Source organism: Neisseria lactamica (genome assembly GCF_901482445.1).
Lineage (GTDB): Bacteria > Pseudomonadota > Gammaproteobacteria > Burkholderiales > Neisseriaceae > Neisseria > Neisseria lactamica.
This window is the reverse complement of sequence record NZ_LR590477.1, coordinates 119,351-134,820: the sequence shown is the minus strand read 5'-3', so window position 1 is coordinate 134,820 and position 15,470 is coordinate 119,351. Positions and strand designations below refer to the sequence as shown.

Genomic DNA, 15,470 nt, shown 5'->3' with positions numbered 1-15,470 from the left:
GCGTGTTCAGACGGCATTCCCGTCCAGCCAGATCAGGCTTGCCATACGCCCCGTTGCTCCGTCTCGGCGGTAGGAAAAGAAGGTGTCCCGTTCCAAAACCGTGCAATGCGTGCCGCCGTACACGCCGCCTACGCCTTCGCGCTTCAGAATCAGGCGGGCGAGCGCGTAAAGGTCGGCAAGGAATTTGCCGCCGCCTATGCTTTCAAATGCGGCGGCGGCTTCGGGCAGGGGTGTGCAGAACGCATCAAACACATCCTGTCCGACTTCAAACGCATCCGCACTGATGGCGGGACCGAGATACGCCATAATTTCGACGGGCGCAACCTTCATCGCGGCAATGGTGTTTTGCAATACGCCGCCCGCCAAACCGCGCCAGCCCGCGTGTGCGGCGGCAACCGCCGTACCAGCCCTGTCGCAAAATAGAACGGGCAGACAGTCGGCAGTCATCACGGCACAGGCGGCCTTGCCCGTGTCGTCCACGGAAGCGTCCGCATCGGGCGTGCCGTCCAACGCTTCGGCAGCGTTGACGACGACGGTGCTGTGGGTTTGATTGAGGTAGGCAACGGGCAATCCGACCTGCTGTTGCACGATTTCGCGGTTGCGGCGCACGGCTTCGGGATTGTCGCCGACGTGCGTACCGAGGTTCAAACTCTGATACGCACCTTGGCTCACGCCGCCGTTGCGCGTGGTCATCAGGGTTTTCACATTGGTGGGCGCGGGCCAATCGGCGGTCAGGAAGTTTTTGCCTTTCGGGGCAAGATTTAGGGTTTCTGTGATGGTTTTCATTGGATATTGGAATAGGTGTGTGGCGGAAAGGGTTGATTAACTGCCTTCGGGGCAAATGGATGCTTGTTTTTTCGTCATTCCCGCACAGGCGGGAATTCGGAGATTCGGGATTGTTTTCAAACGTTCGGGTTCGGATTCTTGCCGGTGCAGGAATGATGCCCTTATATACTTTCTCCGAGCTTTATATGTTTCAACAGAGGACGGCACATCAAGCACCGCACTGCGTGTTGCCCGAACGAGGCTGCCCTCCGATTAGATTCTATCGCCATAAACAGACGGGTTTCAACCGGATGCAGTCCGTTTCCGACACCTCCCGGGCGATATGCCGTCTGAAAACCAATCTCCATTTTCAGACGGCATTGTTTAGGCACGGTCATTTTGCAAATTAAGGTTAAGGCGTGTATGCTTGCCTTCCCTTAAAAACAAACACGCAACGCATTATTATGAATATCCTCAGTAAAATCAGCAGCTTTATCGGAAAAACATTTTCCCTCTGGGCCGCGCTCTTTGCCGCCGCCGCTTTTTTCGCGCCCGACACCTTCAAATGGGCGGGGCCTTATATTCCTTGGCTGTTGGGCATTATTATGTTCGGTATGGGTTTGACGCTCAAACCTTCCGACTTCGATATTTTGTTCAAACATCCCAAAGCCGTCATCATCGGCGTAATCGCACAATTCGCCATTATGCCGGCAACCGCCTGGCTGCTGTCCAAACTGTTGAACCTGCCTGCCGAAATCGCGGTCGGCGTGATTTTGGTCGGCTGCTGCCCGGGCGGTACGGCTTCCAATGTGATGACCTATCTGGCGCGCGGCAATGTGGCTTTGTCGGTTGCCGTTACGTCTGTTTCCACCCTGATTTCCCCATTGCTGACTCCCGCCATCTTCCTGATGCTTGCCGGTGAAATGCTGGAAATCCAAGCGGCCGGTATGTTGATGTCCATCGTCAAAATGGTTTTGCTCCCCATTGTTTTGGGTTTGATTGTCCATAAGGTTTTGGGCAGTAAAACCGAAAAGCTGACCGATGCGCTGCCGCTGGTTTCCGTTGCCGCCATCGTGCTGATTATCGGCGCGGTTGTCGGGGCAAGCAAAGGCAAGATTATGGAAAGCGGCCTGCTGATTTTTGCGGTTGTCGCACTCCACAACGGCATCGGCTACCTGCTCGGCTTCTTTGCCGCCAAATGGACCGGCCTGCCTTATGATGCACAAAAAACGCTGGCCATCGAAGTCGGTATGCAAAACTCGGGCCTGGCCGCCGCGCTTGCCGCCGCACACTTTGCCGCCGCGCCGGTCGTTGCCGTTCCGGGCGCATTGTTCAGCGTGTGGCACAATATCTCCGGCTCGCTGCTGGCAACTTATTGGGCGGCCAAAGCCGGTAAACATAAAAAACCCTAAACGCCTTTCATCATAATGCCGTCTGAACGTGGCAAACGAAACCGGCGGTTTCTGCCCGACCCCTTCAGACGACCTTTGTTTGAAATCGGCAGGGACGATTGTCCGGCTGCTCCGGTTCGGCTGCCTGCGTTCGCCCCGCCTTTCAAGCCGCCTCACTCCCTTACATAAACCACTTCGACATCGTAGTCGTCTTCGTTCCAATCGTCATCGTCGTCCGCGCCGAATTTGTCCTGCCATTCCTCTTCATTGCTCAAAGACGAATCCAAACCGGCTTCAAGACGGAGGACGGACAACAAATGATATATGTCGTTTGGAATCGGTGCTTCAAACGAAACGGTTTCGCCGCTTTCCGGATGAGTGAAACTTAAGCGGTAGGCGTGCAATGCCTGACGCGCGCCCAGACTTTTAACGGCTTCTTTCACCGTGTCGCCGCACGGGTGGCGCAGGTTGCCGTACACGGGATCGCCGGCAAGCGGATGGTTGGCCTCGCGCATATGCACGCGGATTTGGTGCGTCCTGCCTGTTTCGAGCGAGCATTCGATATAGCTGTGGGCAAGATAGCGTTCCAACACTTTGACGTGGGTAACGGCTGGTTTGCCGCCGAATTTGACGACTGCCATTTTCAGGCGGTTGTGCGGATCGCGTCCGATTTGGGTTTCGATTTTACCGTCAAAGGGGACGATGCCGTTGGCGACGGCGCGGTAGATGCGTTTGACCGTGCGTTCTTGAAGCTGTTGCACGAGGGAATTTTGCGCCGGCAGGGTTTTGGCGACCACCATCAGCCCGCTGGTTTCTTTGTCCAAACGGTGTACGATGCCTGCACGCGGTACTTGGCTCAATTCGGGACAGTGCGCCAACAGGCCGTTGAGCAGGGTGCCGCTCCAGTTGCCTGCGGCCGGATGCACCACCAGTCCGGCCGGTTTGTTGACGACGATGACGGTATCGTCTTCGTAAACGATGTCCAAAGCCATCGGCTCTGGAACAAACGCCAGATTTTCCTCACTCGGACGGACGGTTACACGGATTTGCTCACCGCCTATCATTTTGTCTTTGGGTTGCGAAGGTTTATCGTTTACAATAACCGCGCCTTCTCTAATCCATGATGTCAACCGGCTGCGCGAATAGTCTGGCAGAAGTTTTGCCAATACCGCATCCAACCGCCCGCCGGCAAGCTTGGGCGGAACAGTCAGACAAATACAGTTTTCGGTTTCCGGGGCTGACGCAAAATCCGAATCATCGCTATAATCGGCTTCATTCTCAAAGGAAGTATTCTGCATGAAAAAAATTCTTTTAATGGTTTCGTTAAGTTTGGCACTGTGCGCCTGTGCAAGCAGCCAAGGCACGGTCGACAAAGATACCCAAACGACCCAAGGCTGGGGCGTGGAAAAACTCTATGCCGAAGCGCAAGACGAGTTGGGCGGCGGCAATTATACGCGCGCCGTCAAATTATACGAAATATTGGGCTCGCGCTTCCCGACCGGCCGCTACGCGCAACAGGCGTTGCTGGATACGGCCTACGCCTATTATAAAGACGACGAAAAAGACAAGGCGCTGGCGGCAATCGACCGCTTCCGCAACCTCTACCCGCAGCATCCGAATATGGATTACGCGCTGTACCTGCGCGGTTTGGTACTGTTCAACGAAGATCAGTCCTTCCTGAACAAACTGGCCTCGCAAGACTGGTCCGACCGCGATCCGAAAGCCAACCGCGAAGCGTACCAGGCGTTTGCGGAACTCGTCCGGCGTTTCCCCGACAGCAAATACGCCGCCGATGCGTCCGCGCGTATGATCAAACTGGTCGATGCCTTGGGCGGCAATGAAATGGCGGTTGCCCGTTATTATATGAAACGCGGCGCATACATCGCCGCCGCCAACCGTGCCCAAAAAATCATCGGCAGCTACCAGAATACGCGCTATGTCGAAGAATCGCTCGCCATCTTGGAACTCGCCTACCAAAAACTCGGCAAACCGCAGCTTGCCGCCGACACACGCCGCGTGTTGGAAACCAATTTCCCGAAAAGCCCGTTTTTGACACACACTTGGCAGCCCGACGATATGCCCTGGTGGCGTTACTGGCATTAAGCCCATCTTCTTCGTAATGCCGTCTGAAGCCCTTTCAGACGGCATTTTCCGTTCCGGCGCAAGCCTTTCCGTTCACTCAAACGGTTTTTTCTGCCAATAGAATTTATACCCTCTCAAACGTTGGGCCTTCACGCCGCCGCGCCCCAAGCCGAATTGCAGCGCGCCAGACAAATCGGTACGCAACAACTTGATACCGTGTGCGCGAACACGGTTTTGCACCGCTTCGGTCGGATGTTTGTAGGCGTTGGCATAACCGCTTGAAGCAACGGCATATTCGGGCGAGACGGCATTGAGGAACACGCCCGACGAGGACGTATTGCTGCCGTGATGCCCCAACACCAACACCTGGCTGTACAGGTTGCCTCCATACTTGCCGACCAGGCTTTCCTCGCCCTTCGTATCCAAATCGCCCGTTACCAGCAGTGCCGCACCACCAGCCACAACACGCAAAACACAACTTTTCCCATTATCATCGATGTTTTTGCGTTCAGACGGCCTCAAAAACTCGAAATCTACGCCGTCCCATTGCCAACGCTGTTCCGCACAATGCCGCGCCCCCTCATAAAATTCCGGCTGTCCGGCATAAATCCCGCCGTTCGGTATCTTGCCGACTGTCTGAAAACCGCCGTCGTGGTCACTGTCGTGATGCGACAGAACCAGCTTGTCCAAACGGCGGACACCCGCCGCATTCAAACTCGGCACAATCCCCGTCTGTGCCGCCGATGCAGTTCCGGTGTCAAACAAAAGATGATGATTTGCCGTCTGAACCGACACCGACAAACCCTGCCCCGCATCCCAAACCGTAACCGCAGCCTCATTTTCCGGCACGCCGGGCGGACGGTAAAACACAAACCCTGCCAACAGCAACACCGCCCACGGACGCAAACCCAAGCCGCGCGGCAGCAACAACAGCAAAGCGGCACACACCGCCAACACCAGCAGCGGCAAAGGTGCGGAGGCAACGGCAAACTCGGGCGACACATCGGCAAGCCACACCAAAAACCGCAAAGTGTATTCCGCCAAAAATGCCCCCAACTGTTGCAAAGGCGCAAACGGCACGACCGAACCCAGCAACGCCAGCGGCGTCAATACCCAAGAAAACCACGGAATCGCCACCGCATTGACCAAAGGGCTGATTAAAGGCAGCGAAGCAAACAGATAACCGAGCAAAACCAGCGACAACACCGAAGCCGCCCACTGCCCGCGCAAAGCAGTTTGCCGTTTCCCCTCGTGCAAACGCCCCGAACACGCCCATATCAGGGCCGCCACCAAACCGAAAGACAGCCAAGTCCCCACTCCCAAGACCGCCAAAGGGTCGAACAGCAGCACCGCCGCCAACGCCTGCCACCACGTCGCCCACGCCGACAATCTTCCCCTGCGCCACGCCCACGCAAACGCCGCCAACATCAAAACACTGCGCTGCGTCGGCACAGAAAAACCGGCAAGCAGCGCGTAAAACAGCGCGCCTGCACACCCCGCCGCCAAAACCCACACGCGCGGCCGGGCGGGAAGGCGCGGGGAACAGGCAAGCAGCCGTTTCGCCAGCCACGCAAACATCACCGCCACCATCGTAACGTGCAAACCCGAAATACTGACCAGATGCGTCAGCCCCAACGGTCGAAACGCCTGCCACAATTCGGGGCGCAATGCCGACTGTTCGCCCACACTCAACGCGCGCATCAGCCCGATGCCGTCTGAAAGCCCGCCGTCCGCATCCGCCTGCTGCCAATTACGGCTGATGCGGCTGCGCCAAACCGCAATCCCCCAACCGCTTCCGTCATGCAGCAAAACCCTGTCCGCACCGACCGTCCCCACGCCGCCTATCCCGTTGGATAATGCCCACGCCTCACGGTTCAAACCGCGCAGGTTCAACTCCCCGACGACGGGGTGCACACGTGCCGTTATCCGCCATCTGCTCCCGACCGCCCATTCGCGCCGTTTGTAGTCCGACAGCAGCAAATCGAACGTCCGACCACCGCTGTCCACAGCCTTTGCCGCAAACTGCACGCGCCGCCCGTCCGACCTCGGCATATCCGCCACTTCCACCGTCAACGGCACGCCTGAAACCGCCTCCGCCCGCCATTGCGAAGACAGTGCCGCCTCCGTCCTGAACACACCGTAAGCAGCCCCTGCCAAGACACACAACATCAAACCGGCAAACGCAAACCGCCTTGCAAACACAGCAAAAACCGCAAAAGCCGCCAGCCAAAACAGCCAATGCGGCACGACCGGCAGCGCAAACGAAGCCGCCGCGCCGACGACCCAACACGGCAAAAAACAACGACGGAACACGTCTCCCCACTCCCGATATTTCAAAAATAAACAGATAATAAAGCAAATCCGAAAAGCCGTCATAAAGGAAAGTTCGTAAAAATGCCGTCTGAACTCAGGCTTCAGACGGCATTTTTATCAGACGGACGAGGTTACAGTTTAATACCTTTGAGCTTCGCCACGGTATTGATGTCTTTGTCGCCGCGGCCGGACAGGTTGACCAAAATCACCTGGTCTTTGCCCATTTTCGGCGCGTTTTTCACCGCCCAAGCAACGGCGTGGCTGGATTCCAGCGCGGGGATAATGCCCTCGAAGCGGCAGAGCAAGTCAAAGGCTTCGAGTGCTTCGTCGTCTTTGGCAACGGTGTATTCGACGCGCTTGATGTCGTGCAGATGGCTGTGTTCCGGGCCGATGCCGGGGTAATCCAAGCCTGCGGAAACAGAATGCGTACCCAAAACCTGGCCGTTTTCGTCCTGCATCAGGTAGCTGCGGAAGCCGTGCAGTACGCCAATCGGTGCGCCCGAAGTAATCGGTGCGGCGTGGTCAGGCGTATCCACACCCAAACCGCCTGCTTCTACGCCGACCAAACGTACGTTTTCTTCTTCGATATAAGGGTAGAACAAACCAATGGCGTTCGAGCCGCCGCCCACACAGGCAACGGCAACATCAGGCTGGCGGCCGATGGCTTCCTGCATCTGCGCTTTGGCTTCGTTGCCGATAACGCATTGGAAATCGCGTACCATTTCGGGATACGGCGCGGGGCCGGCGGCGGTGCCGATGATGTAGAACGTATCGTCCACGCGGGCGACCCATTCGCGCATAGCTTCGTTCATCGCGTCTTTGAGCGTGCGGCTGCCGCTTTCTACACCGACCACGTTCGCGCCCAACAATTTCATGCGGAACACGTTGGGCATTTGACGCTGGATGTCGTCCGCACCCATATAGACATCGCAAGTCATTCCGAAGCGTGCGGCAACGGTAGCACTCGCCACGCCGTGCTGACCCGCGCCGGTTTCGGCAATCACGCGTTTTTTGCCCATACGGCGGGCGAGCAATGCCTGACCGATGGTGTTGTTGACTTTGTGCGCGCCGGTGTGGTTCAAATCTTCGCGTTTCAACCAGATTTGCGCGCCGCCCAGATGTTCGGACAACCGCGCGGCGTGATAAACGGGACTGGGCCTGCCGACATAATGTTTCAAATCGCGGTGGAACTCTGCCCAAAATTCAGGATCGTTTTTCGCTGCCTTATAGGCATCCGCCAGCTCTTGCAAGGCGGGAATCAGGGTTTCGGAGACATAAAGCCCGCCATGTTCGCCGAAAAAGCCCTTCTCGTCGGGCGCGTGGTAGTTTTTCATCGGATTTCTTCCTTGTGCTTCAAATTTTCAGACGGCAATTTATAGTGGATTAACAAAAACCGGTACGGCGTTGTCTCGCCTTGCCGTACTATTTGTACTGTCTGCGGCTTCGTCGCCTTGTCCTTATTTTTGTTAATCCACTATATTTTTCAAAATGCCGTCCGAACGGGAAATTGCCGGCAATTATAACTGTTTTTCACACAAACCCGCCATTTCGAAAAACGCCCGATACGCCGCTGCCTTTTTCGCCAAACTCAAAGGATAGGCGCGCGAAGTCGAAGGCAGGCGCGTCAGCGTCAAATCCCGTCCGGCAAACTGAAACGGCACGGTTTCGCCCGTTTTCGGCATTTTGATGCCGCCGCCCTGAATATCGAGCAGGATTTCCGTCGCCTTACCGCCCGTCGTACAAATATGGCGGCACTCGGGTATTTTCGCCAACACCGCCGCCAAATCGACGGTTTCGACTACCTGCAAAAACTTGTCGGACGCATTGCCGTGCTGACGTACCGCCTTCAACACGGTCGGGCAGGACGCAATCCCCCGTTCGTGCAAAAACGTTTTGATTTTCTCCGCGTCAAACGCTTTTTCAGAGTGCGCAGCCTCCCCGTGGGACGGCATCCGGAAATGCGCCGCATCGTTAAAAAACACCAGCCCGTAAACGCGCCACATATCGTTTTGGAAATTCGGATAATGAAACTGCATCGCGCGTTTGTCTTCCTTGGGCGGAAACGTCCCCATCATCATGACCGCAGCCTTCGGCGGCAACACGGGATCGAAGGGATGGGTTTCGATTTCAAGCAGATTTTCAGACACGTTCAATCCTCCGACAGGCAAACGGCAGACAGCCGGTTTTTGCACCAAACCGCCAAACACGGCAAGCCTTCAAACAGCATTATCACGCCCTGCCGTTTTCGGTTACAATGCCGACATCAAACGGATACTGTAAACACATTTATGTTCCAACACACAGGACGGCACATAAAGCACCGCCCTATGTGCCGTCCTGATTTGGAAAGGGTTACGCCCCTCCCAAATAGGGTCTGATTCTACCGCCCTAAAGGGTGTGGTTTCAACCGAAAAGGAAACCCGATGAAAGAACACAAAGCCCGCAAGCGTTTCGGGCAGAATTTTTTGCAGGACACGCGGATTATCGGCGATATCGTCAACGCCGTGCGCCCGCAGGCGGATGATGTCGTGATTGAAATCGGCCCGGGTTTGGCGGCGATTACCGAACCTTTGGCGAAAAAACTGAACTGCCTGCACGTTGTCGAAATCGACCGCGACATCGTATGCCGTCTGAAAACGCTGCCGTTTGCGGATAAGCTGGTGATTCACGAAGGCGATGTGTTGCAGTTTGATTTCAACAGTATCGCAGGCAAAAAGAAAATCGTCGGCAACCTGCCCTACAACATTTCCACGCCGCTTTTGTTCAAACTGGCGGAAGTGGCGGACGATGTCGTCGATATGCACTTTATGCTGCAAAAAGAAGTGGTCGAGCGTATGGTTGCCGCGCCGAAAAGCAACGACTACGGGCGTTTGGGCGTGATGCTGCAATATTTTTTCGATATGGAGCTGCTGATCGACGTGCCGCCCGAATCGTTCGATCCTGCACCGAAAGTGGATTCCGCCGTCGTCCGTATGATTCCGGTGAAACACCGCATCGGCAGGGCGGACGATTTCGAGCATTTTGCCAAACTCGTGAAACTCGCCTTCCACCAACGCCGCAAAACCATACGCAACAATCTGAAAGAACTGGCAACAGACGAAGATTTGCAGGCAGTCGGCATCAGTCCGCAAGACCGCGCCGAACATATCGAGCCGGAGAAATACGTGGCGTTGAGCAATTATTTGGCGGACAAAGCCGTCTGAAAAGGGACGCGGCGATGGAAGGCAACCTGCAAAAAACCGAACGTTTAATCCGCGAAATCAACCGCCTGCATGCACAATATTCGCAGGATTATTTTGAAACCGGCAAAGTGCGGAAAATCAATTTGAGCCGCACGCTCAAAAACGTTCCGACCGAACATATTTTGTCTTACCGCCTTAATTTGCACGAAGCGGTTAACGATTATTTAGCCTTTGCCGACACGCGCGGCATAGACTTTTTCTACCGCGTGAAAACCGCAGAAGGCATACATGATAAAATCAGCCGCTATTTGGCGCGCGACAACCAATATCCGGCCAACAACATCCTGAACGATATTTTCGGCGCGCGGCTGATTTGGCCGTCTGAAACAGTTGTCGGAATTTTGAAAAAACTTGACGGCTGGAAAACAGAACACGGCTTGAAAAACCGGTATTTGCGCGATGCCGGCGGCTATATCGGCATACACATTTATTTCAAAAACAGCAGCAATTTCTACTATCCGTGGGAATTGCAGGTTTGGGATGAAAAAGATGCCAAAGCCAATATTGAAAACCATATGATGTGCAAACGGAATTTTGTGCGTTGAATTGCCGGCGAGCCGCCTTGAAACCGTTTATAACTGTTTATAAGAGAATAAACCATAAAATACACAACCGTATTCCTGACTTTTCCTTTAACCGCCCGAGTGAACAAACTATGAAATACACAGCCGCACTCCTGACTTTTCTTTTAACTGCCTGCATGAACCCGAACGATGCGTTTTTCCAAAACCGGCGTTATCAAATGCTGGAGGCACAATTGAAGGGTTCAAATGCCATTTTCCATTACGGTTATTCCCAAAATCCCGATCATGATTTATTGGTCGACCAAGTCCGCGTGCCGGACGCGTACAGGGCTTCATTTGAGCGGGATTGGATAGCGAAGGAGCAAGGCTACCGCAAAAACGACTGCGTACTGGAAAAAGCGGAAAGCGGGGGCGTGACGTACTACACCTGCGATGCGGAAAAAGGATTCAACGGCACACGTTTCGTCATCTATGTCGTGAATATGAAAAACGACAAAGGCTACGTCAAAGTTTACCGGAGCATGAATAAGCCGAATCAGGAAGAGTTAACCAAATTGGTTGCCGATTTGAATAAGTTTTACCCTTAATCGATCAGACGGATTCAGACTGCCTGAAAAGAATGGACACTATGATCAAATTCAAAAACGTACACAAACATTTCAAAGACCTGCACGTCATCAACGGCGTGAACTTGGAAATCAAAAAAGGCGAAGTGGTCGTCGTCTGCGGGCCTTCGGGCAGCGGCAAATCCACACTCATCCGCACCGTCAACCAGCTTGAAAGCATCGAAAGCGGCGAGATTTGGGTGGACGGCGTCAACGTTGCCGACCCCAAAACCGATTTGAACAAAATCCGCGAAGAAGTCGGCTTCGTATTCCAAGGCTTCAACCTCTACCCGCACCTGACCGTGTTGGAAAACATTACCCTCGCACCGATGAAGGTTAAGGGGCAAAATGCGGAACAGGCGGAGAAAAAGGCAATGGAGCTTTTGGAACGCGTCGGGCTGGTACACAAAAAAGACGCTTTTCCGTCCCAACTTTCCGGCGGCCAGCAGCAGCGCGTGGCGATTGCGCGCGGACTGGCGATGGAACCGCGCGTGATGCTGTTCGACGAGCCGACCTCCGCACTCGACCCCGAAATGGTCGGCGAAGTGTTGAAAGTGATGAAAGACTTGGCGGAAAGCGGGATGACGATGATGTGCGTAACCCACGAAATGGGTTTTGCCCGCGAAGTTGCCGACCGGGTGCTTTTTGTCGATAAAGGGCAAATCCTCGAAGACGAAACGCCGGAAGCATTTTTTACCAACCCGAAACACGAACGCGCCAAACAATTCCTGCAGCAGGTCATGACCCACTGATGCTATGCCGTCTGAAAATTGAACGTTCAGACGGCATAGCCCGACACCGCAAGATAATTGAGAAAGAAAACCATGTATTTTGTTGACCGTACCGCCGTCGTCCTCAAGCCGACCGTCCGCTTTTTGGAATGGCTCAAAAGCACCGACGAAAATATGCCCGACCTGACCATAGAGCAGCTTCGTGCCAACTGTTCCGTCTTCCTCGTTCCGCAGTTCGACGAACCGGAAGCCGTCGTTTCCTACTTCGACGAACGCTACCGGCAGATTTTTGAAGCCGAACTCGCCGGCTGGGACATCGACAAGGACAAATGGCCGCAAGATATGGGGCTGAAGGCGTTTTGGGAATTTTTCGACATCGAAATCCACGATATGGTTTTAGACATGGAAGAAGCGGATTTGAACATCACGCCCGTGTTCGACAATATGATGTAAAGCCGTGCGCGCCTTTCAGACGGCATTGAAGCCGTCCCGCATTCTGAACATCCTGACCGTATCGCTCCACTCGGCTTCCATTGCCGTCTGCCTGACTTGGTTTTACGGCCGGATGATGTGGTTCGGGCTTGCCGCGCTGCTTGCAAGTTTCATCCACTCGCTGCGGATAACGAACCTGAAAAACCGCCGCGCCGTTACCGCCGTCATTATCGACCGCGACGGACGGGCGGAAATCATATCCGGCAAAGAAAAAACAGCGAAGGCGGCGGCACTTTCGGGCAGCAGTATGGTTACGCCTTATGCCTTATTCTTACAATGGGACACCGGTGGCAAAACCGTCCGCCACTGCATCACCCCCGATATGGCGGACTCGGAATCCTACCGCAGGCTGAAAGTCTGGGTGCTTTGGCGGCAGCCGAAAAAAACCGCCGAAACCGATACGCCAAGCTGATTTCAGACGGCATTTGAACACGGAACACTCAATGAAAACACTGCAAGACTGGCTCTCGCATTTGGAAACCGCCCACAGCGGCGGCTTGATCGATATAGGCTTGGAACGCGTAGGCGAAGTGAAAAAACGGATGAAGCTCGAGCCGCAATGCCCCGTCGTCGTCGTCGCGGGAACAAACGGCAAAGGCTCGGTCTGCGCCTATCTGACACAGATTTACAAACAGGCGGGCTACAAAACCGGCACATTAACCAGCCCCCATTTATTGCGTTACAACGAACGTATCGCCGTCAACGCCGAGCCGGTTTCAGACGACACAATCACCGCTTCCTTCGAACGCATCGAAACCGCACGCGGTGAAATATCACTGACTTATTTTGAATTCAATGCCTTAGCGGCCGTCGACATCTTCATACGCGAACAAGTCGATGTAATGATATTGGAAGTCGGCTTGGGCGGACGTTTGGACGCGGTTAATGTGTTCGACGGCGATTGCGCGGTGGTTACCAGTGTGGATTTGGATCATCAGGCGTTTTTGGGCGATACGGTCGAACAGGTCGGTTTTGAAAAAGCGGGCGTATTCCGTAGCGGCAAACCCGCCATCTGCGGTCAAAACCCCGCGCCCGAATCGTTGGTCGCACACGCCGAAGCCATAGGCGCGAAACTGCTGATGGTACAGCGCGATTTCGAGTTTCACGCGATGGAAAACATCCAATGGAACTACCGCTTCCGGCCGCAGCATTCAGACGGCCCCGCACGCAACCGCAATGCCCTGCCCTTCCCCGCATTGCGCGGCGCATACCAGCTTTCCAACGCCGCCTGCGCGCTGACCGTGTTGGAATGCTTGAACGGCAAACTGCCGGCGGACATTGGTGCAATCAAGCGCGGTTTGTTGCTGGTTGAAAACCCCGGACGCTTCCAAGTCCTGCCCGGCCGTCCGCTGACCGTTTTGGATGTCGGACACAATCCCCACGCCGCCCGCGCCCTGCGACGCAGCCTGATGAATCTGGCGTTTGCGCAAAAACGCACCGCCGTGTTCAGTATGCTGTCCGACAAAGACATAGGCGGCGTGTTGGAAATTGTCAAAGACCAGTTTGACGAATGGTATATCGCACCTTTGGACGTGCCGCGCGGAATGACGCTCGAGAGCCTGCAAGACAAACTGCACGAACACGGCATCGAAAACATACAGACATTCGCCGCCGTCCGCGAAGCCTACCGGGCGGCAGCCTCAAAAGCGGGCGAAAACGACAGAATCGTCGTATTCGGCTCATTTCATACCGTTGCCGACGTGATGTCGGTACTGTAAAAGGAAACTTCTATGTCCGAAAACAAACAAAACGAAGTCCTGACCGGTTACGAACAACTCAAACGGCGCAACCGCCGCCGCCTCGTAACGGCAAGCTGCCTGGTTGCCGCCTCCTGCATCCTGCTGGCGGCCGCCCTCAGCTCCGATCCCGCCGACAGCAACCCTGCCCCGCAGGCCGGCGAAACCGGCGCAACGGAAAACCAAACGGCAAACGCGGCACAAGCCCCGGCTTTGAAATCCGCCGCCGGAAACGGGGAAACCGCCGCCGGCAAACCGCAGGACGCGGCAGGCGGGGGCAAACCCGCCGACGACGGCGGAATCAGCGAACCCGAAGACATCGGCGCACCGCTGGTCATCATCAACAACCGGCTCGACGACAGCAATATCAAAGGTTTGGAGGCATCCGCAAAACCGCAACCGCAAGAAGCCGCCGAAAAACCGCAACCGGAAGAAACCGCCGCAACCGCACAGGCGGAGGCAAAACAAGGCGCGGCCGAAAAAGCGCAGGCAACTGCCGACAGTACGGATACGGCAGCGGTTGAAAAACCGAAACGCACTGCCGAAACAAAACCGCAAAAAGCGGAACGCGCCGCCGAAGCCAAGCCCAAAGCCAAAGAAACCAAAACCGCCGAAAAAGTTGCCGACAAACCGAAAACTGCCGCCGAAAAAACCAAACCGGATACGGCCAAATCCGACAAGCCGGTAAAAGAACCGAAAAAATCCGATAAGGCAGAAAGCAAAAAACCGGCTGAAAAAGACAGTTCGGACGGCAAAAAACACGAAACGGCGCAAAAAACCGACAAGGCGGACAAAGCCAAAACCGCCGGACCAGGAAAAACCGCCGAAAAAGAAAAATCCGACAAAACCGGCAAAAAAGCCGCCATTCAGGCAGGTTATGCCGAAAAAGAACGCGCCTTGAGCCTCCAGCGCAAAATGAAGGCGGCGGGCATCGATTCGACCATTACCGAAATTATGACCGACAACGGCAAAGTTTACCGCGTCAAATCAAGCAACTATAAAAACGCAAGGGATGCCGAACGCGATTTGAACAAATTGCGCGTACACGGTATCGCCGGCCAGGTAACGAATGAATAGCCTCCCCGTTGCCGACCTCCTCGTCTCCGCCGTCATTGCCGCCTGCATCCTCATTTCCGCGATGCGCGGCGTGATTGCGGAAGCGGGTTCGCTGGCGGCGTGGGTCATTGCCTTCTTTTTTGCCAAACTCTTTGCCGCACCCTTTGCCGACCTCGCCTTTGCCTCGTTCCAACCCCGCCTGTTTGCATTGGCTCTGTCGTTTATTTCCCTGTTCGTCATTGCCTGTCTGATCCAGAAAATGCTCCGTTCGCTGCTGACCGGCGCAGTTTCGGCGGTCGGTCTGGGCTTTGCCAACCGTATTTTGGGCGGCGTGTTCGGTGCGGCAAAAGGGATATTGATCGTTACCCTGCTGGTTATGCCCGCTTCCAAAACCGACCTCCCCGATACGGAAGAATGGCGGCAATCTTACACCCTGCCGTTTTTCGTATCGCTTTCCGAAGCGGTGTTAAACCATAGCGGCGGCACGGCGGAAACTTTGGAAGACGATTGATTGCCCTGCGGTCGTTTCAGAC

General features: G+C 55.1%; 16 protein-coding genes. 11 read left to right on the top strand and 5 right to left on the bottom strand.

The annotated features are described in order from the left end of the window. Nucleotides 1–6: 6 nt before the first annotated feature. On the bottom strand, nucleotides 7–786 hold the full coding sequence (pgeF, locus tag FGL10_RS00770) for a peptidoglycan editing factor PgeF (RefSeq protein WP_003707918.1): 780 nt from the start codon (nucleotides 784–786) through the stop codon (nucleotides 7–9). Nucleotides 787–1,229: 443 nt separating this feature from the next. Between pgeF and FGL10_RS00760 the strand changes: the two genes are divergently transcribed. After that, nucleotides 1,230–2,177, top strand: a complete 948-nt coding sequence (locus FGL10_RS00760) for a bile acid:sodium symporter family protein (RefSeq protein WP_002221255.1) — start codon at nucleotides 1,230–1,232, stop codon at nucleotides 2,175–2,177. A 152-nt stretch (nucleotides 2,178–2,329) separates the two neighbouring features. Here the strand turns inward: FGL10_RS00760 and rluD are convergent, their stop codons facing one another. Further along, nucleotides 2,330–3,454, bottom strand: coding sequence for a 23S rRNA pseudouridine(1911/1915/1917) synthase RluD (gene rluD, locus FGL10_RS00755; RefSeq protein WP_003707911.1), 1,125 nt, complete (start codon nucleotides 3,452–3,454; stop codon nucleotides 2,330–2,332). On the opposite strand from rluD, the gene FGL10_RS00750 reads away from it, so the two are divergent. Then, complete coding sequence (locus FGL10_RS00750; protein ID WP_003707912.1) at nucleotides 3,453–4,259, top strand: outer membrane protein assembly factor BamD; 807 nt, start codon at nucleotides 3,453–3,455, stop codon at nucleotides 4,257–4,259. The genes rluD and FGL10_RS00750 overlap by 2 nt on opposite strands. Nucleotides 4,260–4,331: 72 nt before the next feature. Here the strand turns inward: FGL10_RS00750 and FGL10_RS00745 are convergent, their stop codons facing one another. From FGL10_RS00745 to FGL10_RS00735, 3 genes are all read right to left on the bottom strand, one after another. Then, entirely contained in the window at nucleotides 4,332–6,551 is a 2,220-nt protein-coding gene (locus FGL10_RS00745) for a DNA internalization-related competence protein ComEC/Rec2 (RefSeq protein ID WP_155270579.1), read from the bottom strand. Nucleotides 6,552–6,682: 131 nt separating this feature from the next. Next, nucleotides 6,683–7,885, bottom strand: a complete 1,203-nt coding sequence (gene trpB / locus FGL10_RS00740; RefSeq protein ID WP_003707908.1) for a tryptophan synthase subunit beta — start codon at nucleotides 7,883–7,885, stop codon at nucleotides 6,683–6,685. 183 nt (nucleotides 7,886–8,068) lie between these two features. Then, the gene (locus FGL10_RS00735) at nucleotides 8,069–8,629 is read right to left on the bottom strand and encodes a uracil-DNA glycosylase family protein (protein WP_232043753.1); all 561 of its coding nucleotides are present in this window, start codon (nucleotides 8,627–8,629) and stop codon (nucleotides 8,069–8,071) included. 345 nt (nucleotides 8,630–8,974) lie between these two features. Between FGL10_RS00735 and rsmA the strand changes: the two genes are divergently transcribed. From rsmA to FGL10_RS00685, 9 genes are all read left to right on the top strand, one after another. After that, nucleotides 8,975–9,754 (top strand): 16S rRNA (adenine(1518)-N(6)/adenine(1519)-N(6))-dimethyltransferase RsmA, encoded by a 780-nt coding sequence (gene rsmA / locus FGL10_RS00725; protein WP_003707904.1) that lies wholly within the window; start codon nucleotides 8,975–8,977, stop codon nucleotides 9,752–9,754. Nucleotides 9,755–9,768: 14 nt separating this feature from the next. Continuing rightward, nucleotides 9,769–10,338, top strand: coding sequence for a nucleotidyltransferase family protein (locus FGL10_RS00720; protein ID WP_003707901.1), 570 nt, complete (start codon nucleotides 9,769–9,771; stop codon nucleotides 10,336–10,338). A gap of 110 nt (nucleotides 10,339–10,448) precedes the next feature. Continuing rightward, nucleotides 10,449–10,904, top strand: a complete 456-nt coding sequence (locus FGL10_RS00715; protein WP_003707899.1) for a hypothetical protein — start codon at nucleotides 10,449–10,451, stop codon at nucleotides 10,902–10,904. A 41-nt stretch (nucleotides 10,905–10,945) separates the two neighbouring features. Beyond that, nucleotides 10,946–11,674 carry an amino acid ABC transporter ATP-binding protein gene (locus tag FGL10_RS00710; protein WP_003713803.1) on the top strand — a complete coding sequence of 243 codons (729 nt, stop codon included), beginning with the start codon at nucleotides 10,946–10,948 and terminating at the stop codon, nucleotides 11,672–11,674. A 72-nt stretch (nucleotides 11,675–11,746) separates the two neighbouring features. Beyond that, the gene (locus FGL10_RS00705) at nucleotides 11,747–12,106 is read left to right on the top strand and encodes a hypothetical protein (protein WP_002214147.1); all 360 of its coding nucleotides are present in this window, start codon (nucleotides 11,747–11,749) and stop codon (nucleotides 12,104–12,106) included. A 4-nt stretch (nucleotides 12,107–12,110) separates the two neighbouring features. Next, nucleotides 12,111–12,557, top strand: a complete 447-nt coding sequence (locus FGL10_RS00700; RefSeq protein WP_036474978.1) for a protein YgfX — start codon at nucleotides 12,111–12,113, stop codon at nucleotides 12,555–12,557. 31 nt (nucleotides 12,558–12,588) lie between these two features. Continuing rightward, entirely contained in the window at nucleotides 12,589–13,863 is a 1,275-nt protein-coding gene (gene folC / locus FGL10_RS00695; protein WP_036469381.1) for a bifunctional tetrahydrofolate synthase/dihydrofolate synthase, read from the top strand. Between the two features lie 12 nt (nucleotides 13,864–13,875). Then, nucleotides 13,876–14,958 (top strand): cell division protein FtsN, encoded by a 1,083-nt coding sequence (gene ftsN / locus FGL10_RS00690; RefSeq protein ID WP_003707893.1) that lies wholly within the window; start codon nucleotides 13,876–13,878, stop codon nucleotides 14,956–14,958. Next, nucleotides 14,951–15,448, top strand: coding sequence for a CvpA family protein (locus tag FGL10_RS00685; protein WP_003707891.1), 498 nt, complete (start codon nucleotides 14,951–14,953; stop codon nucleotides 15,446–15,448). Before ftsN ends, FGL10_RS00685 begins: the two co-directional genes overlap by 8 nt. Nucleotides 15,449–15,470 lie beyond the last annotated feature (22 nt).

Bases quoted from the DNA above. Each gene is read 5' to 3' on its own strand.
- FGL10_RS00710 (WP_003713803.1), top strand. From the start codon at position 10,946: ATGATCAAATTCAAAAACGTACACAAACATTTCAAAGACCTGCACGTC.
- FGL10_RS00705 (WP_002214147.1), top strand. From the start codon at position 11,747: ATGTATTTTGTTGACCGTACCGCCGTCGTCCTCAAGCCGACCGTCCGC.
- pgeF (WP_003707918.1), bottom strand. From the start codon at position 786: ATGAAAACCATCACAGAAACCCTAAATCTTGCCCCGAAAGGCAAAAAC.
- ftsN (WP_003707893.1), top strand. From the start codon at position 13,876: ATGTCCGAAAACAAACAAAACGAAGTCCTGACCGGTTACGAACAACTC.
- rsmA (WP_003707904.1), top strand. From the start codon at position 8,975: ATGAAAGAACACAAAGCCCGCAAGCGTTTCGGGCAGAATTTTTTGCAG.
- FGL10_RS00750 (WP_003707912.1), top strand. From the start codon at position 3,453: ATGAAAAAAATTCTTTTAATGGTTTCGTTAAGTTTGGCACTGTGCGCC.
- trpB (WP_003707908.1), bottom strand. From the start codon at position 7,885: ATGAAAAACTACCACGCGCCCGACGAGAAGGGCTTTTTCGGCGAACAT.
- FGL10_RS00735 (WP_232043753.1), bottom strand. From the start codon at position 8,629: ATGATGATGGGGACGTTTCCGCCCAAGGAAGACAAACGCGCGATGCAG.
- rluD (WP_003707911.1), bottom strand. From the start codon at position 3,454: ATGCAGAATACTTCCTTTGAGAATGAAGCCGATTATAGCGATGATTCG.
- FGL10_RS00685 (WP_003707891.1), top strand. From the start codon at position 14,951: ATGAATAGCCTCCCCGTTGCCGACCTCCTCGTCTCCGCCGTCATTGCC.
- FGL10_RS00760 (WP_002221255.1), top strand. From the start codon at position 1,230: ATGAATATCCTCAGTAAAATCAGCAGCTTTATCGGAAAAACATTTTCC.
- folC (WP_036469381.1), top strand. From the start codon at position 12,589: ATGAAAACACTGCAAGACTGGCTCTCGCATTTGGAAACCGCCCACAGC.
- FGL10_RS00715 (WP_003707899.1), top strand. From the start codon at position 10,449: ATGAAATACACAGCCGCACTCCTGACTTTTCTTTTAACTGCCTGCATG.
- FGL10_RS00720 (WP_003707901.1), top strand. From the start codon at position 9,769: ATGGAAGGCAACCTGCAAAAAACCGAACGTTTAATCCGCGAAATCAAC.